Consider the following 21,226-nt stretch of genomic DNA (forward strand, 5'->3'; position numbering starts at 1 on the left):
ATAAAAATAATCTATCCTGTTTCTGGGACGGGAAATAAAAAATAATAAAAATTAGGCAAATTGTACATATTTAACGGCTTTTCTGTCGGATAAAGAACTTGCGTATTAGAAAATGGGATTGTATAATAATCTGTAGACATGCCCAAGGGGCAAGACTGTCATCAGATAGAACATAAAGGTAAAGGTGAAAAGGAATTATGATTAAAGTTAAACTGAGCAACTGGAAGTCTGATCACCAGATGGATGAGGCTTATAAAGCTCTGCGAACAAATATCCAGTTCTGCGGGGCAGATAAGAAAGTGATCGCACTTATCAGCTGTACTCCTAATGAGGGAAAGAGCAGTGTGGCATTTAATCTTGCTGCCTCTCTTGCTGAGAGCGGCAAATCAGTGCTTCTGATCGATGCCGATCTGCGTAAATCCGTTTTGATGGGACGTGTGACAGTAGACCAGGAGGTAATGGGACTTGCTCATTATCTTTCCAAGCAGGCCAAGCTTTCTGACGTGATCTGTGCCACTACACTTCCGAAGTTCCATATTATCTTCTCCGGTATCGTACCTCCGAACCCGGCAGAGCTTCTCGGAAACAGACTCTTCAAGGATATGATCCGCGTGGTAAGAGATGTTTATGATTACGTTATTGTAGATACACCGCCGCTTGGACTGATCATCGACAGTGCTATCATAGCAGATTCCTGCGACGGATCTGTAATCGTCGTTGAATCCGGTACCATCAGCTACCGTTTTGTACAGGAAGTAAGAGATCAGCTTGCCAAGAGCAACTGCCCGATCCTGGGAACCATCCTGAACAAGGTGGACTACAGCAAGGCAGGCAATTACGGTCACTATGGCAAGTATGGTAAGTATGGTAAATACGGCAAGTACGGTAAGTATGGTTCCTACGGAGATTATGGTGAGAGCAGCAGTAAATAAAAAAACATTGACAACAGAAATGAGTAGGTTATTTTAATGAAGGGACTTTATGATATTCATTGTCATATCCTCCCCGGGGTGGATGACGGTGCAAGAAACATGGAAGAATCACTCTGGATGCTCAACAAGGAGTATCAGGAGGGCGTACGTCATGTGATCCTGACACCACATTTCCGGTACGATATGTTTGAGCCGCATATGAACATTGTGACAAGACAGTTCATGCAGCTGCGTAGAGCAGCCATGAATATTGGTGATGAAGGCATGAGACTTTATCTGGGCTGTGAACTCCATTCCAGTATGGATATGGTGGAATGCCTTAAGAAGGGACGGCGGCTTACCCTTGCAGGTTCCAGATATGTGCTTGTGGAATTCAGCAACGGAGATGAGAAAAATTATATTGAAGAACGGGTCAGAAGTCTTCTGATGAATGGTTTTATCCCGATCATCGCTCATGTGGAACGTTATAAGGCTACCTGGAACGATATTGGATTTTTGACAGAGCTGAAGGATATGGGAGCACATATCCAGGTCAACGCAGATACCATCAGCGGTCAGGACGGATTCGGGGCAAAAACCTTTGCACGGAAAGTCATGAAGCATGGGCTTCTGGATTTTGTCGGTTCTGACGGACACCGTAAGACGGAGCGTATCCCGGAGATCGGCAAATGTGTCGCCAAAATGGAAAAAACAATGGGGAGCGAATATGTAAAGAAGATCTTTATCAAAAATCCCCGGAAAATCACAGGGTAATGGAGAAAAGAAATGGAAAATCAGACTGTTAACAACAACGACGAAGTAGAGATCGATCTTGGTGAGGTATTTCACCTGTTACTGAGCAAGCTGGGTGTTATCATTTTATCCGGTATTGTTTTCTGCCTGGCAGCTGTTATGGGAACCATGCTTCTGATCACACCGAAGTATGAATCCACAACCAAGATCGTGGTACTGTCCAAGCAGGACAGCAGCATACTGACCAATCAGGATATCCAGACAAGTACATCACTGACCAAGGACTATGCGGAGCTGATCAAGAGCCGTACAGTTACTGAGGGTGTGATCGCACAGCTGAAACTGGATATGACACATGAGGAGCTTCTTAAGAAGCTTTCCGTAGATACACCAACGGATACACGAGTAGTATCCATCACAGTTACAGATACCGATCCTTATACAGCGGCACAGATCGCAAACGCAGTAAGAGATATTGCTTCCAAGCATATCCAGCAGGTTATGGATATCAAGGCAGTAAATGTGGTAGAGACAGCAAACATCCCGGATGAGCCATCAAGCCCAAGCGTACCGAAAAACGGTGTGATCGGCGGACTTCTGGGTATCCTTCTGGCAGCAGCCGTTGTGATCATCGTATATCTGACAAACGATACTGTAAAGACACCGGAAGACGTAGAGAAATATCTTGGATTAAGCGTACTTGGTACAATCCCATACTCTTCCAAAATGGGCAATAAATCCAAAAAGAAAAAGAAACGTCACGCATAAAAATAACAACAACGGATCAAAGTGTTGGGAAAGGCCGGGAGCAGCAAAAATATGAAGAAATTTTTTGTGTTTTTATTAGTAGTCATCTGCCTTGGTATGGGAGCCGGTGTAGTATACATGAAGAGCTCCGAGGATAATGAAGGACCGAAGATCACATTTGAAGAGGGAAAAGATATGAATTATACATCCGATATGACAGAAGAGGATCTTCTGAAGGATGTAAAGGCACAGGATGACAGAGATGGAGATGTTACAGAGTCTCTTACTGTAGAAACCATATATCCGAAGAATGACGGAAAACAGGTTTCTGTTATCTTTGTTGCAAAGGACAAAAACAACAACGTAACAAAAAAAGAATTTACCATGGAAGCTCAGGACGGCAGTGCCGAAAATCCGCAGCTGGGACTGATCGATAATGACGGTCTCACAGAGGACGGAGATTCCACAGACACAACAGAGCCTGCAGAAGAGACAGATATGCAGGATGGGACAGAAGCAGACAGCACAGATGCTGAAAGCGGAGATTCCGCAGAAGGAGAACTGACTCCGGAGGAACAGGCGCAGAAGACACAGGAAGACAAGATCGAGCAGCTTTCTCCGCAGGATCCGAAGATGTATCTGACTACCTATTACGTAGAGGTACCGGTAGGAACTACGCTGGATAAATTAAGCTATGTAAAGGATATCCAGGATGATACAGAGTCAACCAGTGATCTTTTCAAAAGGATCCAGATCACCGGTGATGTAAATACAGCTGCACCGGGAACTTACGAGCTTACATATTATGTAGTAGACAACAGTGGAAACAGCTCCAACGGAGCCGTACTTACCATTGTCGTGAAATAAATATCATCCCCTCTCCAGGTACCTGAGATACCGGAGAGGGGATAAATGCAACAAAAAATGTAAGCGAGGGAAGGCGTAGAAAAGAATATGTATCAAAAAGAAAACAGCAGCTGGGTAAAACATGCAGATTTTACGATTTGCGATATGTTGTGTCTGCAGCTTGCGTTTGTACTTGCATACTGGATCCGAAACGGGATCGATCAGCCATACGAGACAGAGCTGTATCGAAATGTGGCAGTGGTGATGTTTCTTATCCAGCTGATGGTCACATTTTTTAATGAAAGCTTCAGCGGAGTTCTGCGAAGAGGAATGCTGGTGGAACTGAAGAAAACCTTTGAACAGTGTACACTGGTCTGCCTTCTGGTCCTGGCATATATGTTTCTTTTAAGAATTGGAAACAATTATTCCAGAATGATCCTGCTGATCACCTATGTGCTTTATATCTGCTTCAGCTACTGCGGCAGACAGGCACTGAAGAAATTCCTGAAGGATCACAGATACGAAGAAAGCGAGAAGCGATCCCTGCTGATCGTTACAGTCAGTGAAAATGCAGACAATGTGGTGGAAACCATCCGCAAGAATAATTACGGAACCTATCATCTGGCAGGAATTGCTTTTATGGATTGTGACAAGAAGGGAGCATCCGTCTGTGGAGTGCCGGTAGTAGCCGGAAAGGATGATATGATCTCCTATATCCATAAGAACTGGATTGATGAATTATTTTTTGCAGTGCCTAAGGAAATCCCGATCCCGGAGCAGATGATCAAAGATTGCTCTGCAATGGGAGTTGTCATCCATATGAGACTGGCAACTATGAAATCCCTTGGCAAGAACCAGGTGGTGGAGGAGCTTGGCGGATACACTGTGCTTTCCAGCAGTATCCACATTGTAACACCGCGCCAGATGTTTGTGAAACGAGCTATGGATATCGCAGGCGGTCTGGTAGGTTGTCTTTTTACAGGAATCGCAGCGATCTTTCTGGTTCCGGCCATTAAGATCAAATCTCCGGGTCCTGCATTTTTCTCACAGGTCCGCATAGGAAAGAACGGTCGTCCGTTCAAGATCTATAAATTCCGCTCCATGTATATGGATGCAGAAGAACGCAAAAAAGAACTGATGAAACAGAATAACGTAAAAGATGGAATGATGTTCAAAATGGATGATGATCCACGAATCATCAAAGGAGTAGGACATTTTATCCGAAAAACATCCCTGGATGAATTTCCACAGTTCTGGAATATTCTGAAAGGAGATATGAGTCTTGTAGGAACCAGACCGCCGACAATGGATGAGTGGGAGAAGTATGAGCTTCACCATCGCAAACGTCTGGCCATCAAGCCGGGACTTACCGGTATGTGGCAGGTAAGCGGTCGAAGTGATATTACGGATTTCGAGGAAGTCGTAGAGCTTGACACAAAGTACATTGCCGAATGGTGTCTGAAGCTGGATATTGAGATCCTGGTTAAGACAGTTATGGTCGTTTTCCGCGGAAGCGGCGCCAAATGATCCATACATATTGAGATTCGAATATAATGACCCGGGCTGCGGAGACGCAGTTCGGGGATAAAAATAAATTAGATAAGTTATAAATATAAAAGAGGAAGTAAAAATGCAGATTTTATTGATCATGCTGATCGTAGTACTTCTTGCGTTCTCGGTCCTGCTTCTGGCACTGGCAAAACAAAGTCCCAGGGAAAAGCAGACAGAAGACAAAGAGCAGGAAGAATACATCAGGGATTATGCAGAAACAGTAAGACAGACCGGAGGAAGTATGAAGAAGTTAGAACATTGGAAAGTAATTGCGATATATCTGATGGAGAAAACTCCAAACGACCTCATCCACATCGGCAAACCCATCGAAATGGACGTACAGGAATTCGGATGGTTTTTGAAGTACTTTTTCCTTCGGCATTTGTATAGGACTGAGTGATATAAAAGGACTCGGAATTTTTTGATTTTGATGTTGTTATGCGCACAATAATCACCTCTGTCACTATTATACCATATATCACTAAATATTACTATATAATAAAGATGAAAATTTGACAAAAAAATAAGCCTATTTCAAGGCTTTGCAGTACTTTTTTGGATTTCAATGTGTCAAACTCCCGGGAACTGTTTTTGCATTTGGCGATTTACGATATTTCTTGCTTTTATCAGTAAAAAAGCGTAAAATGATTAGGATATTTGAATCTGTACAGAGAGTGTCCATATGAAATATTTTCTGTACCAGCAAAAATGGAGGATTGCATATGAGAAAAATGGGAAAACATATCCCAGGGCTGATCGTGACGCTTGTGGTTCTGATCACAGCGATCGTATTTGCGGTCATGCTTCTGAATATGAAGGTGATCCCGACGAAGTTCATTGCAGTGATCGGACTGGTAATGCTGGTCCTGATCGTGATCGTCGGAGCGCTTGTATGGAGTACGGATGGTAAGATAAGATTTGTAGTGGGAGTGATCCTGGCAGCAGTTTTTGCAGCAGTATTCATTCTCGGAAGTATGTATGTTTATAAGACACATTCCACACTGGCAGGGATTTCCGGTGTGAACACAGAGGTTACGGAGGTCGGCATTTATGTCCGTGCAGATGATTCTGCAGATTCCATAGAGGCTACAGCAGATTATGTGTATGGTGTGCTGACAGATCTTGACAGAGCCAATTCGGACAAGGCTATCCAGGAGGTGGATTCCGAGACAGGCAAGACTGTGCAGGTCCAGGAGTATGCAGGACTTACAGAGCTGGTTGACGGTCTTCTGAACGGACAGACAGGTGCGATCGTGCTGAACAGCGCATATTTAAGCGTTATTGAAGAGATGGATGGATATTCCGATATTTCTTCCAGGATCAAAGAGCTGACCGTGAAGAAGGTGGAGACGACCATTGAGCCCCAGGAGACAGAGGCGAAGGCTGAAGAGAGTACCAATGACGGTTCTGTATATACTATCTTTATCAGTGGTATCGACAGCCGCAGCGGTCTTGTTGCAAAGAGCCGCAGCGATTCCAATATCATTGCTACGGTAAATACAGCTACCAGACAGGTGCTTCTGGTTTCCACACCTCGTGATTATTTTGTACCGCTTTCTATTTCTGGCGGACAGAGAGATAAGCTGACACATGCAGGTATCTATGGTATCAATGTATGTATGGATACTCTGGGAATGCTTTACAACGAGGATGTCAACTATTATTTCCGTATCAACTTTGCAGGATTTGAGCAGCTGATCAATGCGCTTGGCGGAGTTACTGTTTATTCTGACTATGACTTTGATTCCAAGAATGAGACAGGATATCACTTCAATCAGGGAGAGAACTACCTGAACGGTGAGCAGGCTCTGGTATTCAGCCGTGAGCGTTATGCCTTTAAAGAGGGCGACCGTCAGCGTGGCAAGAACCAGATGGCAGTGATCAAGGGTGTGATCAACAAGGCTCTTTCACCGGAGCTTCTGAAGAATTATTCTTCTGTTCTTTCCAGCATCCAGGGATGCTTTGAGACCAATATCTCCTATGAGGAGATCGCCAGACTGCTCCAGCAGCAGCTGAACAACGGCGGTGACTGGAACATCGTAAGCTACAGTGTAAATGGTACCGGTGACACACAGAAGCCGTACTCCATGAGCCAGAAGGCTTACGTTATGATCCCGGATGAGTCTACCGTTCAGAAGGCGGAGGCCATGATGAAGAAGGTTCGTGACGGAGAGACTGTTTCCCAGGAGGAGGCAGACAGTGCAACATCAGCGGCAGCAGCTACGGATAATGATGCCCAGGCAGCTGCAGAGGGAAGTACAGCAGAAGCGCAGGGTGAGACTGCAGATGCCACACAGGATGGCACAGCAGATGCCCAGGCAGCAGACGGAACTGTTGCACAGCAGTAAGATAAAATTATTAAATTTTAGCATAAGAACAGCCGGGGAAGCGTAAAGCTTTCCAACGGCTGTTTTTTCATGAGAAACAGAACGAAAAAAATCCACCGGCGATCACCGATGGATTTTTTTTTACAGGATCTCTTTCAGATATCTTTCCAGGGCATCCTGCCATGTTGGAAGTGGCTGGAAGCCGTTTTTTACAAGCTTGGATTTATCCAGGCGGCTGTTGAATGGACGTACAGCCTTGGAAACGCCGTACTCTGCAGTTGTGACAGGAGATACCTTTACTTTTTCGTATTCCTTGTGGCCGAGGGCAGCAGCCTGGCGGAAGATCTCTTTAGTGAAATCATACCAGCTGATGAAGCCGCCTTCGTTGGTTGCGTGATAGTAGCCGTATTTCTCTGTCTCGACCATGTCTACCAGAAGACGTGCAAGGTCGTAGGTGTAGGTCGGAGTTCCGATCTGGTCACTGACTACGGTAAGCTTGTCATGGGTTTTTCCCAGATTTACCATGGTACGGATAAAGTTTTTGCCGTTTTTGCCGAATACCCATGCAATACGTACGATAAAGAATTTATCTACAGTGCCGGATACTGCCAGTTCACCGTCAAGCTTGGTCTGACCGTATACGTTCTGTGGAGCGTAGTCCTTGCAGTCCGGATCCCATGGTGTGGTTCCCTGGCCGTCAAAAACGTAGTCTGTGGAAATATACATCATCTTGATGCCAAGCTCCTTGCAGATGTCCGCAATGTTCTGTGTTCCTACAACATTGACAAGACGTACCTTTTCACGGTTTTCCTCGTCCTCTGCAGCGTCTACGGCTGTCCATGCGGCACAGTGTACCACTGCATCAGGCTTTACCTCACGGATGGTTTTTGCTACCGCTTCTTTATCTGTGATATCAAGCTGCACATAAGGCATGGTGGTAACAGGAGTACCATCAGCGATGCCGCTGTAGGAAGGAGCAATGTCACTTCCTACGCCTTCATGTCCACGGCCGGACAGTTCATTCATTACGTCATGGCCAAGCTGGCCGCCAACACCTGTTACGAAAAATCTCATGCTTTAACCTCCTCACGGTTTCCATACATTTCTTCGTAGTAGTTCTGATACTCACCGGAGATGATGGTTTCCCACCATTCCTTGTTATCAAGGTACCATTTGATGGTCTTTTTGATTCCGTCTGCGAATTTTGTTTCAGGAAGCCATCCAAGCTCGTTGTGGATCTTGGTCGGGTCGATAGCGTAGCGCATGTCATGGCCTTTACGGTCTGCTACATGTGTGATCAGGCTTTCCGGTTTGCCAAGCTCCTTGCAGATCAGTTTTACGATATCGATGTTTTTCATCTCGTTATGTCCGCCTACATTGTAAACCTCGCCTACACGTCCTTTGTGGATGATCAGGTCGATGGCACGGCAGTGATCCTCAACATAGAGCCAGTCGCGGACATTTTCACCCTTTCCGTAAACCGGGAGTGGTTTGTCGTTCAGAGCGTTGGCGATCATCAGCGGGATCAGCTTTTCCGGGAAGTGATACGGGCCGTAGTTGTTGGAGCAGCGGCTGATGGTCACAGGCAGGCCGTAGGTTCTGTGGTATGCGAGAACAAGAAGGTCAGCACCTGCTTTGGAGGAGCTGTACGGGCTGCTTGTATGGATCGGAGTTTTCTCTGTGAAGAAGAGGTCCGGTCTGTCAAGAGGAAGATCTCCGTAAACCTCGTCTGTGGAAACCTGATGATAACGCTGGATTCCGTATTTACGGCAGGCATCCATGAGAACAGCAGTACCCTTGATGTTGGTGTCAAGGAATACCTCCGGGTTTTCGATGGAACGGTCTACGTGGCTCTCAGCTGCGAAGTTTACCACGATGTCCGGATGCTCCTCCTCGAAAAGCTTGTAAACAGCGTCACGGTCTGTGATGCTTTCCTTTACAAAGCGGAAGTTCGGTTTGTCCATGACCGGTGCAAGAGTGGAAAGGTTTCCGGCATAGGTCAGGCAGTCCAGGCATACGATACGGTAATCCGGATGAGCCTCCATCATATGAAAAATAAAGTTGCTTCCGATAAATCCGGCGCCGCCGGTAACGATGATTGTCATAAAAAATCTCCTTTATAATAAATGATTGATCTTATACGGATTCCGTCGAAACGGAGTCCGCAGGTAAATTCAGTGTCGGAAAATCAGATCGGCTTAGTGAAGCGCGTCCAGATATTTTCCGTCCAGAACATCCTTGAGATACTGGCCATACTGGTTTTTCTTAAGGATTTCGTAAACCTTGAGCACGTCCTCCTTTGTGATCCAGCCGTTTAAGTAAGCAATCTCCTCAAGGCATGCGATCTTGCGGTGCTGATGCTGCTCCATGGTTTTTACGAAGTTGGTTGCCTCTACAAGGCTTTCGTGTGTACCGGTATCCAGCCATGTGAAGCCCTGGCCCAGAAGCTCAACGTTCAGCTGTCCCTTCTCAAGGTAGATACGGTTCAGGTCAGTGATCTCAAGCTCGCCTCTTGCGCTTGGCTTCAGATTTTTTGCGTACTCTACAACCTTGTTGTCGTAGAAGTAGAGACCGGTTACACAGTAGTTGCTTTTTGGCTTTTCCGGTTTCTCTTCAATGGAAACAGCTTTTCCGTTCTGGTCGAATTCCACGATGCCGAAACGCTCCGGATCATCTACATAGTATCCGAAAACAGTGGCACCTTTGCCTGTTTCTGCATTGTCTACAGCAGCTTTCAGGCGCTTTTTGAGGCCATGTCCTGCGAAGATGTTGTCACCAAGGACCATACATACGGTGTCGTTGCCGATGAATTCCTCGCCGATGATAAATGCCTGGGCAAGTCCGTCCGGGCTTGGCTGTACAGCGTAGGTAAGGTTGACACCGAACTGATGGCCGTCACCGAGAAGCTCCTCAAATCTCGGGGTATCCTGCGGGGTGGAGATGATCAGGATATCACGGATGCCTGCGTTCATAAGAACAGACATAGGATAGTAGATCATCGGTTTGTCAAAGATCGGCAGAAGCTGTTTGGAGGTCACCATGGTAAGCGGGTAAAGACGTGTTCCGGAGCCTCCGGCTAAAATAATTCCTTTCATATGTTTTCTCCTTTGCGTGATGATGTGCAGCATAAGTCGTGCCTGCACATAACTTTGTTACTGTAACTGTATTATAAAAGGTGACGTAAGGTTACCTTCAAGAGTTTTTTTCATATTTTTTATTTTTGGCTATTTTTCACAAAGAAATACGCCGGCATCCTTGGTGATGCGGAATCCTTTGGCAGTTTTTCTGGCGGTGTAGGCCCGGAATTCCTTGTAACGGTCCAATATATACTGATTCTGGTTGCCGTGGCAGGAGAGGACGTAGGAGATCAGCGGCTCCGCATCCTGGACCAGAAGGCAGTCTTCATAAGAAAGCCACTGAGCCTTTGGGAAAAAAGGCGCCAGGATACTCTGGCCGTTTTCACGTCCGAACCGTTCATAAAGCCGGTCTGCGGAAAGCACGATCCGTTCATCAAAATCCTGCACCAGCTGGCTGACCTCCTGCATATGTGCCTTTCCGTAAGCACTGCAGAGAAATCTCCCACCGGGAGCGAGGACACGGCGGACTTCCTTCAGGACGGAGGGAATATCATCGCAGTAAAAAAGCACGTGATTGGCGATCACCAGATCAAAGCTTTCGTCCTTGCAGGGGATTTTTCTGCAGTCAAAGGCCCGGAATGCAAACCGGGTATCCGAGGAACCGATGGCTCGTCTGGCATCGCGGAGCATACCGCTGGAAATATCGGAAAGTGTGATGGAGATATCCTCCGGCAGAAGGGAAAGGTTGTCGGTCCATAACGTTCCGTCCCCGCAGCCCAGCTCCAGAATACGAAGACCGGGTGAGATCCGGCACTGCTCAAAGATCCAGGGAAACCATCCCTGTTTGTTCTGGGAGTACAGGCTGTGGAGGTTGATCCTGGAGGAAATGTTGGTGGCATTCTGATACTGATTCTTGAGGCTTTTTTCCATGCCGGTCAGGTGAATCAGGTTCAGCATCTGGCTCCAGTCAATGGTGTGCTGTTCCTTTATCATCTGTGCGGTATCCTGGATCGCTTTTTCCACCAGCTGCATCTGTTCGATCCGGTCACGGACCAGACGAAGCTGGATATTCAGAGAATTCAGCATGAAATGATAATCGGAATCACCGATGGTCATTTCACGGATGTCATCCAGGGAAAAGCCCAGGTATTTCAGAAGGAGGATCTGCTGAAGCATTGCAAAATCCTCGTCTGTATAAAAACGTGCGCCGGATTCGGTGACGAGAGAGGGTTTCAGGATATCCTGTTTATCATAATAGCGGACAGTACGCAGAGTTACGTGTGCCATGCGTGCAAATTCGCCGGAAGAATAGTAGCCGTCTTTTTTCATAAAAAATAGAATCCTTTCTGAGGAAATAACAAACATCCTGTCATAGAAGTCATAAAAGAATTATAATTCAGATCCGGAAGCCGTACAAGAGTAAAACGTACAGGAGAAAAACAGCATTGACAAAATTCTGCTGGTTTGTTAGTATATCGTTTCGAAAAAAAGGAACCCCGGAATCATATTTCCGGGATAAGTGTTCGATATAAAAAGGAGTAATTTTTATGCGAAACCGTACTCTGGATATGGTAAAGGCGATCTGTGCTTATGCAGTTGTGCTTCTTCACGTCCATTTTCCGGGAAATGCCGGAATCATAGCCAATGTACTTGCCAGATTTGCAGTACCTGTGTTTTTTATGGTATCCGGATATTTTTGTTTCCGTGGCGATGATACGGAATTTATAAGAACCGGAAAAAAGATCCGGCATGTTCTGAAGCTGATGCTTGTGGCATTTCCGGTCTGCTGTCTGTGGGAGCTGATCCAGAATTACATCGACGGAGCAAGCCAGAAGGAATGGCTGGAAGCCCTGGTTTCGGGGGAACATATCCGCCAGTTTCTTCTATATAATAACAGCTCTCAGGTGAAATGGCATCTGTGGTTTCTCCCGGCACTGCTCTATTGTTATCTTCTTTTTGCCCTGGCAGCAAGATTCCGGATTTGTAAGCAGGCATATGTTCTGATACCGGTGCTTCTTCTGATCCATTTCGGAATGGAGGAATTTTCGACCTTCCTGTTCCCGGAAAAGCATTTCCGTGTTATGCAGTTTCGAAACTATCTGTTTACCGGATTTCCGTTTTTTATGTTGGGACATCTGATACACAGACATCAGGAAAAGCTGGAAGCCTGGTTTGCCGGAAAAAAAGTGCTTTTTTTGTATGGCATGGCAGCTGGCGGCGGGATCGCAAGTCTGCTGGAATACCGGTATTTTGGCAAACTGGAATTATTTCTGGGTTCAGTATTTATGGCTGTTGGCCTTTTTCTCATTGCGATCATGGGAAAGAATCGGAAAGTGCCCGAGCTTCCGGTAGCCATCGGTCAGAAATATGCATTTTTTATTTATCTGTTCCATCTCTGTGTGGCTGATATCCTGAAGGATGTGGCTGTGGCAGCTGGAATTGAGAAAAATCTTTTATATCTGTGGATGAGACCGGTGATGGTCTGTGTTCTTGTGACTGCTGTGGCGGTAATGTATGGATATGGAATGAGGATCTGCCGGAAATAGAAGAGTTTATGGTATTTTCATATTTATGCGCTGTGATTTTGTACCAAAATATGCTAAAATATCCTTTATTGATAAGTCACAGCACACACCCGGAGGATGCGGGGAAAGCGACTGGAATATCCCGCTTCAGGGTAAAAAATACTGAGACATGAAAGAAAAAGGAGATTTTTATGGATTTACAAAACAGAGCGGAGGCCGGCAGTGACGGACATGATGAGAGTGTACTGAATCCGGAGATGCCCAACGAAACTGATCTGACGAAGAAGGAACGCCGCCGGATCGAAAAAGAGAAACTGAAGGGAATGGAAACAGGTAAGAAGATTCAGTATATCTGGATGTATTATAAGATACATATGCTGTGCGTGCTTCTTGCCATTGGCGGAGTCTGTCTGGGAGTGAATATTTATCGTCACGCACAGATGAAGACGGTGCTTTCCATTGCGGTGGTGAATGCAGGGAATTATGACTCTGAGAAGGTGGAAGAGGATGCTCTGAAGACACTGGGAACAGAGGATAAATATGCAGAAGTCAGTGTGGCGCAGAATCTGATGACGGACGAGACAGGAGAGGATTTTGATTACTATGCCAGGATCGCATATGTGACGGAAATCCAGAGTGCTACCGTTGATGTCCTGATCATGCCGAAGGAACTCTATGAACATGAGAAAGACAGCGGAATGTATGCAGATCTCAGGGAAACGTTTGGAGATGAGGTGTTTGAGTCTCTGGGCGCTGTGGATGATCAGCATCTGGAGCTTGACGGCAGCAGTAGTGTTGCTCAGGAATTTGGCCTGAGATATGATCCGGTGTGCATCTGCCTTCCGGGTAATGTGAAGAATAAGGAGAATGCGTTGAAATGGATCCAGTCTGTTCTGAAATGACGGATCCATATGCTTAGCTGAGTACAGAGATAAATAAGGCCTCCGGTTCGTAACACAGGAACCGGAGGCCTTATTATATATGAATATTACAGTGTATCGTTACGTTTGATGTAGCCAGGCTCATCCGCAGGACGGATGATCTCCTTGGCATGCGTGATCTTGGCATGCTTGTCTACCACCAGATTTTCGATATGGACATTCTCACCGATGGTGCAGTCTGCAAGAACTACACAGTTCTTGATAACAGCGCCCTTTTTGATGGTACAGCCACGTCCGACAATGGAATTCTCTACAGTTCCCTCGATCATGGAACCATTGGAGATAACGGAGTTGGAAACATTGGCTGTGTCAAAATAATGAGTCGGGCAGGAGTTATTGGTGCGTGTATAGATTGGCCAGTTATCATGGAAAAGATCCGTTGCAGTTTTGTAGTCAATCAGATCCATATTTGCATCGTGATAGCTCTTGAAATCAGTGATCGATGCAAAATATCCGCGATGAGATATACCACGCACATCCAGCTCACCGTCTCTGCAGCCGGCATTGATCACGTCTGCAAGGGTATAAAGAGAGGAAATCTCTTTTGCCTTATGGATGAGGCTGATGAAAAGCTCCTTGCTCATTACGTAGGTATCCATGAAAATGTTGCGGTTCTTCGCATTGCCATGGTTGTGCTCAATGGAGAGAACACCCTTCTGACGGTTCAGGTTCAGGATGTGGCAGTTCAGATGGTTATCCTTGGCATTATCAACGGAATGATAAAGCATGGTCACATCTGCACCGGATTCGATATGGGCATCGATCAGCTTGGAGTAGTCGGTGGTGTAGATCATGTAATTCGGAGCGATAACAACATACGGATAATGAACTGCTTCGATGCACTCCAGATTGGAGTAGTAGTTGTCGATATCGGTGTTATAGATATCGTTGACTCCGGAATGCTCTGAAAAGAGAATCTGGAGATTACCGCTCTTGGAGTTGATGTTGTAGTGACGTCCGGTTCCGAGATGTTCTACAAGAGAACGGGGTTTGTTCTTTACATAGACCTGAATGTACTCGATCCCGCTGTTGGTCATATTTGAGATCGGGAAGTCGATGACACGATATCTTCCGAGAAATGAAAAGGCGCCGATCGCACGGTAGTCCTGAAGCCCCTCCACATGGATATTTCTTTCTGAGGAATTCACGATTCCAAATGCTTTAAACATATTACTCAGCCCCCTTTACACGTTTTGATACAAGTTCGATGTGCTCACTGTCTTTGGAACCGACACGAGCGTTGGCACCGATCACGACTCCGCCTGCAACGAGAGCACGCTGGACAACGGCACCTGCCTCAACAACAACACCCGGCATCAGGACACTGTCGATGATCTTGGCACCAGAACCGACCTTGACGCCTGTGAAAAGTACTGAGTTGGTGATCTCACCCTCCACAACACAGCCCTGAGTGATGAAAGCAGTGTTGATCACAGCTGTATCACAGATATACTGTGGAAGAGAGGTGGCATCCTCAGTGTAGATCTTCCAGGTAGGATCGTTAAGATCAAGTTCACTGTTTGGACTGAGAAGATCCATGTTTGCTTCCCAGAGGGAATCGATGGTTCCTACATCCTTCCAGTAGCCTTTGAACTTGTAGGCGTAGAGCGCCTTGTCCTGTGCAAGGAGTGTAGGGATGATGTCTTTACCGAAATCGTGATTGGAATCCGGATTTTTGATATCTGCCAGCAGGAGCTTGCGCAAAAGCTTCCAGTTGAATATGTAGATACCCATGGAGGCAAGATTGCTCTTCGGGTGTTCCGGTTTCTCTTCAAATTCCACGATGCGGTCATCTTCACCGGTGTTCATGATACCGAAACGGCTGGCTTCCTTCATGGGAACCTCTATAACTGCAATAGTCGCATCTGCCTTATGCTGGATATGGTCATCAAGCATCTTTGCATAATTCATCTTATAGATGTGGTCACCGGAAAGGATCAGAAGGTATTCCGGGTTCTGTGAGTCGATGAAATCAATATTCTGAGAGATCGCATCAGCTGTTCCACGGTATACATCCAGACCGGCATCAGCCTTCTCACGTGGAGGAAGTACATAAACTCCGCTGTCCTTGGCATCAAGGCCCCAGCGGCCACCGGCTGCTACATAGCTGTTCAGTAAAACTGATTCATACTGTGTCAGTACACCTACGACATCAATGCCGCTGTTGGCACAGTTACTGAGCGGAAAATCCACGATACGGTATTTACCGCCATAACCAACGGCTGGCTTGGCAACTTTATTCGTCAACTCGTGAAGACGACTTCCTCTTCCACCGGCCAGGATCATTGCTAACATACTGTTTTGTTTCATGGCGAATCCTCACTTTCATTTCTTGTTTACTGCCAGGTGTCTTTAACCATAAAAACAATAAACTTTGTTAATATTATACACCTTTCAAAAAAGAAAATCCAGTTTTTTTGTGCAAAAAAACGTTGTTTTTATGTTGAAAAATTAGACGGATTTGGGAAAATTGATGGAGGATCTGTCGAAAAAAAGAAACGCTTAAGAAGGTTCCGGGATGCTGAAAAAACAGTAACACTGAAAATAGCCGGATTTCGGATACATCGGCGAAGATTCTTGCGGAAAATGTGAAAGCAGTGTATTCTGTAAAAAAAGTCCGGAATACAGCGGAGAAAGGATATCGATATCAGACAGGGAGAAGACAGGATGAAAGAAGAAAGAATTTCCAACTATGTAAAACTATGTGAAGAGTGGGCACAACGCTTTTTGAAGATGGATCAGGCAGATCTGCATAAACGGGTGCCGGAACTGAAGGAAGAAAACGGGTTTCTCACGATCATTCATTTCGGAAGAAGATACGGGGTGAGTCTGGAAGACGGCAGTATCCGGAGCCTGGATGGACAGAGAGAACCGGATACTACGGAGATGCTGAATATTTATACGCTTCTGGGGTATGCGAAAGAGGGGGCTTTTATTATGGATAAGTGGGTCCCTTTTGCAGATCTCAGGAATGCAAGACCATTTGCGCCGGCGTATCAGATCGGAGAGACGGATGTGTTCAGTGCTACATTTTCCGGCCATGAAAAGGAATTGAGGGAGGCGTTTCAGAAGCTTGACGGCAGGGAACTGCCCCAGGGTGATGTGGGATATGAGATCAGGGCCTTTGACTGTATGCCTATGAGATTCTTTTTCTGGGAACGGGACGAGGAGTTTGAAGCACAGGGAAATATCCTGTTTGATTACAGTGCCACAGATTTCAATCATGTGGAGAGTGCGGTATCCATAGCAGATTCCGGGATCAAAAGGCTTGCGGAGCTTGCCGGGGTTCCGCTCAGGGGGAAATCTTTTCAGATGCGCTGATAACCGAAATATAATAAAACCAATATGAAAAATAAATAATACGAAAGATAATTGCAGTTGTCAGAAAAATCGTATATAATGAAAGAATATTTAAGGATTTTGAGACAGTAACTGTCACGAAGGATCTATGAGAAATTTACGAATCCGGAGGTGATGCTCGTGGGGAAAAATGCATCGGGAATGTATGTCATAGATGAGGATTATAAGATTATCAGCTATAACCTGGCAGCACGTGAGATCTATCCGCAGCTGAAGAGGGGCGAGAAATGCTATCACTGTCTGAGAAACAGAGAAACTCCCTGTGAGATCTGTCCGGTCGTTAACGGGATCAAAGGTCCGAAGAACTATCTGGAACCGGGACGGAATATCCTGCTTTCGGTTGATGCTGTGGAGATTCCGCTGGAATCCGGCGGGACAGGACATGCCCTTGTTTTTTCGGATACAGAGACGAATGATGAGATCAGCAGCGGAATGATGGAGAATCCGCTTCTTATGGGGATCATTAATGTTCTCGGAAAAAATTTTATCAATATCTACTCTGTTGACAGAGAGACTCATAAGGTCCAGGTATGCCGCTTCCAGGGGCAGAGTGGAGCTTATGGGGAGGAGGGACTTCGCAGGGATGAATCCTATGAGAAGATCATGGATATTTATATTGAGAGCAGTGTTGCGGCAGAGGACAGGATCCGGATGCATCAGATGATGGATTTTGAGAAGATATGCCAACGTCTTACAAGGATTCCCCAGTTGATGGTACATTATCGTGTACGCCGAAGCAACGGGAGGATTGAATATTTCTATGTGAAATGTGCCAGGGTAGGAACGGCTGAGGATTTTCAGGCCGTGGTGTTTGCTTTTGCCAATGAGGATATGGATGTACGGTACAGTGAGATGGAGGCCATACTGGAACCAGGAGGAACAGCATCCGGAAGAAAACTTCTTATTGTAATGAATGACGAGACGGATCGGAAAGCGCTTACAGAACATCTGGAGGGCAGTTTTGAGGTTATCACTGCGATGAATGAAGCAGAGGGGATGAAGCGTCTGTCTGAGAATTACAAAACCCTTTCTGCAATTCTTCTTGATATGAGTGTGCCGGTATGTGATGAATTTCAGTTTCTGGAGCTGATCCGTGATAATGTGATGCTGACCTCTGTGCCTGTGATCATCATAACCGGAAGTAACCGGTTGGAGGATGAGGTGCGATGTCTGGAACTGGGAGCAGTGGATTTTGTACGGAAACCGTATAATGTCCGTATATTAAAAAGTAAGATCAACAATGTGATCAAGCTGAGAGAGTCCGTGATGGTACTCTCAGCTCTGGAATATGATGATCTTACAGGGCTTTATATCAGACAGGCCTTTTTCCATCATGCAAAGACGCTGATGCGCTTTAATACGAATCAGGATTTTCATGTGGTGGTGGCAGATATAAAGAACTTTAAATGGATCAACGGAACCTATGGAGAGAAGACCGGTGATCAGGTTCTTACCTATCTGGGAGATACGTATAGAAATCAGGTTCGCTACGGGACGGTGGGCAGATATGGAGGAGACCAGTTTGTAGCCATCATATATGGAAAGAAAGAGATCCGTATGACAGATATGGAGAAATTTATCCACAGGGTCGAGAGCGGAGCACCGATTCCTAATCTGGTGGTCAACTATGGGGTCTATGAGAATGTGGATAAGACACTGCCTTTTACCCTGATCTGTGACAGAGCTTTTCTGGCCATGAAGAGTATCCGGGATGACTATGAGCACCAGATCGCTTTTTATGATGATGAGATGAGACGGAGACATATCCGTAACGGACAGATGGAGAATGCTTTCGAGGAGGCTATACGCAATGAAGAATTCGTAGTCTACCTGCAGCCGAAATACAGTGTGGAGACAGAAGAGATCGTTGGGGCGGAGGCACTGGTGCGCTGGAAGAGAGCGGAAGGAACTATGGTTTCGCCGGGAGAATTTATCCCTCTTTTTGAGAAGGATGGTCTGATCGTACGCCTTGATGAATATGTTTTCCGAAAGGTATGCAGCATCCAGGGGGAACGTATAAGATCAGGGAAAAAGATACTTCCGATTTCGGTGAATCTGTCACGTGCCAGTATCCATTACGATAATATGATCTGTCGTTATGTGAAGATCGTGGAAGAAAATGGCATTCCGTTTTCTTCTGTTCCCATTGAATTGACAGAAACTGCTGCGTTGTATAATGATCGGATCAGTAAGCTCATAGAGAAGATGGTGGATGCAGGATTCGAGCTGCATATGGATGATTTTGGCTCCGGCTATTCATCTATGACAAGCCTGAACCAGCTGCCATTCGATACTCTGAAGCTGGATAAAAGTCTGATCGATTACATAGAGAATTTTCGTGGGCAGCAGGTGATCCGTCATACCATTTCGCTGGCACACAGCCTTGGAATGAAGGTTCTTGCCGAGGGCGTGGAGAAAGCAAAACAGGTGGAGATCCTGCGAAGCCTGAGCTGCGATGAGATCCAGGGCTTTTATTATGCACGGCCTTTGCCATGGGAAAACTTTGAAACAAAGGTTATAAGAGCAAAAGAGGCGTGTAAAAAATGAGAGATCATTTTTACACGCCCTTTTTACAGCTAATGCTTCCGGACCTGTTTTTCAATAAGATAAAGTGCAAAATACAGCAGCATGGCAATGATGCAGAGGATCACAATGGACATCAGGACCCATGTAAGTCTGAATGTCTGGCTTCCGTAAATGATCAGGTATCCCAGGCCTTTTCGTGCACCGATAAATTCTCCGATGATCACGCCTACCAGGCAAAGCCCGATGTTGACCTTCATCACACTCAGGATAAGAGGAACGGAGGAGGGCAGGACGATCTTCAGAAGCTTTTCCTTTTTGTGTCCCCCCAGAGTTTCGATCAGCTTCAGCTTTTCCGGATCTGCCTGGCAGAAGCCGGAGTACAGATTGATAACGGAGCCGAAGATGGCTACAGACATGCCGGCGACCACAATGGTACGTTCGTTGGCACCAAGCCATACGATCAGAAGAGGGGCCAGAGCAGATTTCGGGAGACTGTTCAGTACCACCAGACATGGCTCCAGGATCCGTGCGATCCGTCGGGAGCACCAGAGAAGTACTGCGGTTCCTACACCCAGGATCACAACAAAAAAGAAACTGACAAGAGTTTCTGCCAGTGTCACGGCAATATGTGCAAACAGGGACTGATCCCTGCACATGGAAAGAAAGGTCTCTGCGATCAGGGAAGGACTGCTGAAGATAAAGGAATCGATCCATCCAAGATCAGAGGATATTTCCCAAAGTCCCATAAACAGAACAAAAAGAAGTGTCCGTGCAGCCAGGATAATGTGTTTTTCTTTTTTCTGCCGTGCAAGATATTGTTTCTGCTGTCTGGAAATTTCAGGCATTTTCATTGAGCTCCTTCCATATGATGTTAAAATATTTCTTAAAATCCGGAGCATTTCTGGAGGAGAGGGGAGTGCGGTCGCTGATATCCAGATCGATATCAATGATCTTTCGTACAGTAGCAGGACGTGCAGAAAGGATCAGTACCCGGTCGGCCATGCTGATGGCCTCTGAGATATCGTGAGTGACCAGGATCGCAGGCTTGCCGGAGCTTTTGAGGATTTTTCCGATATCATCACTGACATTTAAGCGTGTCTGGTAATCCAGTGCAGAAAAAGGTTCGTCCAGAAGAAGGAGCTCCGGTTCCAGCACCAGGGTCCGGATCAGAGCGGCACGTTGGCGCATACCGCCGGAAAGCTGGGAAGGGCGGGCATCACGGAAACGGTCCAGACCGTAGGTCTGAAGAAGGGCTTCTGCATGTGCCAGCTTTTCAGGTGTGAGTTCTTTCCGGATCTCCAGGCCGAGAAGGATGTTTTTGTAGATGCTCCGCCATTCCAGAAGATGATCCTTCTGGAGCATATATCCTACAGCGGCACTGCCGGAGGATACCGGCCGGCCTCCCAGAGTAATGGAACCGTGCTCCGGAGTGAGCAGGCCGGCAATGAGATTCAGAAGAGTGGATTTTCCGCATCCGGAAGGTCCTACAATGGACAGGAATTCACCGGGCATCAGGTCAAAGGATATATGAGAAAGGGCGGGTGTCTCACCGGACAATGTGTGATAGGAGAGACACACGTCCCGCACTTTCAGGACAGGATTCATGGATATTGCCTCCTTTTCGTAGATAATGGTATAATATTATCATATGTCTGAAACATG

General features: G+C 46.2%; 19 protein-coding genes. 11 read left to right on the plus strand and 8 right to left on the minus strand.

The genetic code is table 11. The features are described from left to right. Positions 1 to 197: 197 nt before the first annotated feature. From ACTNDQ_RS10700 to ACTNDQ_RS10730, 7 genes are all read left to right on the plus strand, one after another. Entirely contained in the window at positions 198 to 932 is a 735-nt protein-coding gene (locus tag ACTNDQ_RS10700; protein ID WP_441064592.1) for a polysaccharide biosynthesis tyrosine autokinase, read from the plus strand. A 36-nt stretch (positions 933 to 968) separates the two neighbouring features. After that, the gene (locus ACTNDQ_RS10705) at positions 969 to 1,685 is read left to right on the plus strand and encodes a CpsB/CapC family capsule biosynthesis tyrosine phosphatase (RefSeq protein WP_441064593.1); all 717 of its coding nucleotides are present in this window, start codon (positions 969 to 971) and stop codon (positions 1,683 to 1,685) included. A gap of 12 nt (positions 1,686 to 1,697) precedes the next feature. Further along, positions 1,698 to 2,432 (plus strand): YveK family protein, encoded by a 735-nt coding sequence (locus ACTNDQ_RS10710; RefSeq protein ID WP_441064594.1) that lies wholly within the window; start codon positions 1,698 to 1,700, stop codon positions 2,430 to 2,432. A 51-nt stretch (positions 2,433 to 2,483) separates the two neighbouring features. After that, positions 2,484 to 3,278: an immunoglobulin-like domain-containing protein gene (locus ACTNDQ_RS10715; protein ID WP_279198894.1), complete on the plus strand. Its 795-nt coding sequence runs from the start codon at positions 2,484 to 2,486 to the stop codon at positions 3,276 to 3,278. Between the two features lie 87 nt (positions 3,279 to 3,365). Beyond that, complete coding sequence (locus ACTNDQ_RS10720) at positions 3,366 to 4,784, plus strand: sugar transferase (protein WP_441064595.1); 1,419 nt, start codon at positions 3,366 to 3,368, stop codon at positions 4,782 to 4,784. Between the two features lie 103 nt (positions 4,785 to 4,887). Further along, positions 4,888 to 5,208, plus strand: coding sequence for a hypothetical protein (locus ACTNDQ_RS10725; RefSeq protein ID WP_441064607.1), 321 nt, complete (start codon positions 4,888 to 4,890; stop codon positions 5,206 to 5,208). Between the two features lie 322 nt (positions 5,209 to 5,530). Continuing rightward, positions 5,531 to 7,156 (plus strand): LCP family glycopolymer transferase, encoded by a 1,626-nt coding sequence (locus ACTNDQ_RS10730; protein ID WP_279199688.1) that lies wholly within the window; start codon positions 5,531 to 5,533, stop codon positions 7,154 to 7,156. Between the two features lie 120 nt (positions 7,157 to 7,276). Here the strand turns inward: ACTNDQ_RS10730 and rfbD are convergent, their stop codons facing one another. The 4 genes from rfbD to ACTNDQ_RS10750 all read right to left on the minus strand — a co-directional run bounded on the left by rfbD (position 7,277) and on the right by ACTNDQ_RS10750 (position 11,541). Next, entirely contained in the window at positions 7,277 to 8,209 is a 933-nt protein-coding gene (rfbD, locus tag ACTNDQ_RS10735; RefSeq protein WP_279199691.1) for a dTDP-4-dehydrorhamnose reductase, read from the minus strand. Next, complete coding sequence (gene rfbB, locus ACTNDQ_RS10740; protein ID WP_441064596.1) at positions 8,206 to 9,240, minus strand: dTDP-glucose 4,6-dehydratase; 1,035 nt, start codon at positions 9,238 to 9,240, stop codon at positions 8,206 to 8,208. Before rfbB ends, rfbD begins: the two co-directional genes overlap by 4 nt. A gap of 93 nt (positions 9,241 to 9,333) precedes the next feature. Continuing rightward, positions 9,334 to 10,230 (minus strand): glucose-1-phosphate thymidylyltransferase RfbA, encoded by an 897-nt coding sequence (gene rfbA / locus ACTNDQ_RS10745; protein WP_015525711.1) that lies wholly within the window; start codon positions 10,228 to 10,230, stop codon positions 9,334 to 9,336. A gap of 129 nt (positions 10,231 to 10,359) precedes the next feature. Next, positions 10,360 to 11,541 carry a MerR family transcriptional regulator gene (locus ACTNDQ_RS10750; protein ID WP_279199695.1) on the minus strand — a complete coding sequence of 394 codons (1,182 nt, stop codon included), beginning with the start codon at positions 11,539 to 11,541 and terminating at the stop codon, positions 10,360 to 10,362. Between the two features lie 218 nt (positions 11,542 to 11,759). Between ACTNDQ_RS10750 and ACTNDQ_RS10755 the strand changes: the two genes are divergently transcribed. Continuing rightward, the gene (locus ACTNDQ_RS10755; protein WP_279199698.1) at positions 11,760 to 12,758 is read left to right on the plus strand and encodes an acyltransferase; all 999 of its coding nucleotides are present in this window, start codon (positions 11,760 to 11,762) and stop codon (positions 12,756 to 12,758) included. 170 nt (positions 12,759 to 12,928) lie between these two features. Continuing rightward, positions 12,929 to 13,639 (plus strand): hypothetical protein, encoded by a 711-nt coding sequence (locus tag ACTNDQ_RS10760; protein WP_279199701.1) that lies wholly within the window; start codon positions 12,929 to 12,931, stop codon positions 13,637 to 13,639. Positions 13,640 to 13,725: 86 nt separating this feature from the next. Here ACTNDQ_RS10760 and glgD read toward each other — a convergent pair whose 3' ends face one another. Together glgD and ACTNDQ_RS10770 are read right to left on the minus strand one after the other, a co-directional pair. Continuing rightward, on the minus strand, positions 13,726 to 14,847 hold the full coding sequence (gene glgD, locus ACTNDQ_RS10765) for a glucose-1-phosphate adenylyltransferase subunit GlgD (protein WP_279199704.1): 1,122 nt from the start codon (positions 14,845 to 14,847) through the stop codon (positions 13,726 to 13,728). Position 14,848: 1 nt separating this feature from the next. Continuing rightward, positions 14,849 to 15,988, minus strand: coding sequence for a glucose-1-phosphate adenylyltransferase (locus ACTNDQ_RS10770; protein WP_441064597.1), 1,140 nt, complete (start codon positions 15,986 to 15,988; stop codon positions 14,849 to 14,851). A 357-nt stretch (positions 15,989 to 16,345) separates the two neighbouring features. On the opposite strand from ACTNDQ_RS10770, the gene ACTNDQ_RS10775 reads away from it, so the two are divergent. Together ACTNDQ_RS10775 and ACTNDQ_RS10780 are read left to right on the plus strand one after the other, a co-directional pair. Beyond that, the gene (locus ACTNDQ_RS10775) at positions 16,346 to 16,999 is read left to right on the plus strand and encodes a DUF3786 domain-containing protein (RefSeq protein ID WP_015525717.1); all 654 of its coding nucleotides are present in this window, start codon (positions 16,346 to 16,348) and stop codon (positions 16,997 to 16,999) included. A gap of 159 nt (positions 17,000 to 17,158) precedes the next feature. After that, positions 17,159 to 19,585, plus strand: a complete 2,427-nt coding sequence (locus ACTNDQ_RS10780) for a putative bifunctional diguanylate cyclase/phosphodiesterase (protein ID WP_279199711.1) — start codon at positions 17,159 to 17,161, stop codon at positions 19,583 to 19,585. Between the two features lie 29 nt (positions 19,586 to 19,614). Here the strand turns inward: ACTNDQ_RS10780 and ACTNDQ_RS10785 are convergent, their stop codons facing one another. Next, the gene (locus ACTNDQ_RS10785) at positions 19,615 to 20,409 is read right to left on the minus strand and encodes an ABC transporter permease (protein WP_118625339.1); all 795 of its coding nucleotides are present in this window, start codon (positions 20,407 to 20,409) and stop codon (positions 19,615 to 19,617) included. Next, on the minus strand, positions 20,402 to 21,169 hold the full coding sequence (locus ACTNDQ_RS10790; protein ID WP_092069257.1) for an ABC transporter ATP-binding protein: 768 nt from the start codon (positions 21,167 to 21,169) through the stop codon (positions 20,402 to 20,404). Before ACTNDQ_RS10790 ends, ACTNDQ_RS10785 begins: the two co-directional genes overlap by 8 nt. Positions 21,170 to 21,226: the final 57 nt, after the last annotated feature.

The organism is Blautia massiliensis (ex Liu et al. 2021), from assembly GCF_052064225.1.
Taxonomy (GTDB): Bacteria; Bacillota; Clostridia; order Lachnospirales; family Lachnospiraceae; genus Blautia_A; species Blautia_A fusiformis.

Coding starts and splice junctions, on each gene's coding strand:
- ACTNDQ_RS10700 (WP_441064592.1), top strand. CDS start 198: ATGATTAAAGTTAAACTGAGCAACTGGAAGTCTGATCACCAGATGGAT.
- ACTNDQ_RS10705 (WP_441064593.1), top strand. CDS start 969: ATGAAGGGACTTTATGATATTCATTGTCATATCCTCCCCGGGGTGGAT.
- ACTNDQ_RS10710 (WP_441064594.1), top strand. CDS start 1,698: ATGGAAAATCAGACTGTTAACAACAACGACGAAGTAGAGATCGATCTT.
- ACTNDQ_RS10715 (WP_279198894.1), top strand. CDS start 2,484: ATGAAGAAATTTTTTGTGTTTTTATTAGTAGTCATCTGCCTTGGTATG.
- ACTNDQ_RS10720 (WP_441064595.1), top strand. CDS start 3,366: ATGTATCAAAAAGAAAACAGCAGCTGGGTAAAACATGCAGATTTTACG.
- ACTNDQ_RS10725 (WP_441064607.1), top strand. CDS start 4,888: ATGCAGATTTTATTGATCATGCTGATCGTAGTACTTCTTGCGTTCTCG.
- ACTNDQ_RS10730 (WP_279199688.1), top strand. CDS start 5,531: ATGAGAAAAATGGGAAAACATATCCCAGGGCTGATCGTGACGCTTGTG.
- rfbD (WP_279199691.1), bottom strand. CDS start 8,209: ATGAGATTTTTCGTAACAGGTGTTGGCGGCCAGCTTGGCCATGACGTA.
- rfbB (WP_441064596.1), bottom strand. CDS start 9,240: ATGACAATCATCGTTACCGGCGGCGCCGGATTTATCGGAAGCAACTTT.
- rfbA (WP_015525711.1), bottom strand. CDS start 10,230: ATGAAAGGAATTATTTTAGCCGGAGGCTCCGGAACACGTCTTTACCCG.
- ACTNDQ_RS10750 (WP_279199695.1), bottom strand. CDS start 11,541: ATGAAAAAAGACGGCTACTATTCTTCCGGCGAATTTGCACGCATGGCA.
- ACTNDQ_RS10755 (WP_279199698.1), top strand. CDS start 11,760: ATGCGAAACCGTACTCTGGATATGGTAAAGGCGATCTGTGCTTATGCA.
- ACTNDQ_RS10760 (WP_279199701.1), top strand. CDS start 12,929: ATGGATTTACAAAACAGAGCGGAGGCCGGCAGTGACGGACATGATGAG.
- glgD (WP_279199704.1), bottom strand. CDS start 14,847: ATGTTTAAAGCATTTGGAATCGTGAATTCCTCAGAAAGAAATATCCAT.
- ACTNDQ_RS10770 (WP_441064597.1), bottom strand. CDS start 15,988: ATGAAACAAAACAGTATGTTAGCAATGATCCTGGCCGGTGGAAGAGGA.
- ACTNDQ_RS10775 (WP_015525717.1), top strand. CDS start 16,346: ATGAAAGAAGAAAGAATTTCCAACTATGTAAAACTATGTGAAGAGTGG.
- ACTNDQ_RS10785 (WP_118625339.1), bottom strand. CDS start 20,409: ATGCCTGAAATTTCCAGACAGCAGAAACAATATCTTGCACGGCAGAAA.
- ACTNDQ_RS10790 (WP_092069257.1), bottom strand. CDS start 21,169: ATGAATCCTGTCCTGAAAGTGCGGGACGTGTGTCTCTCCTATCACACA.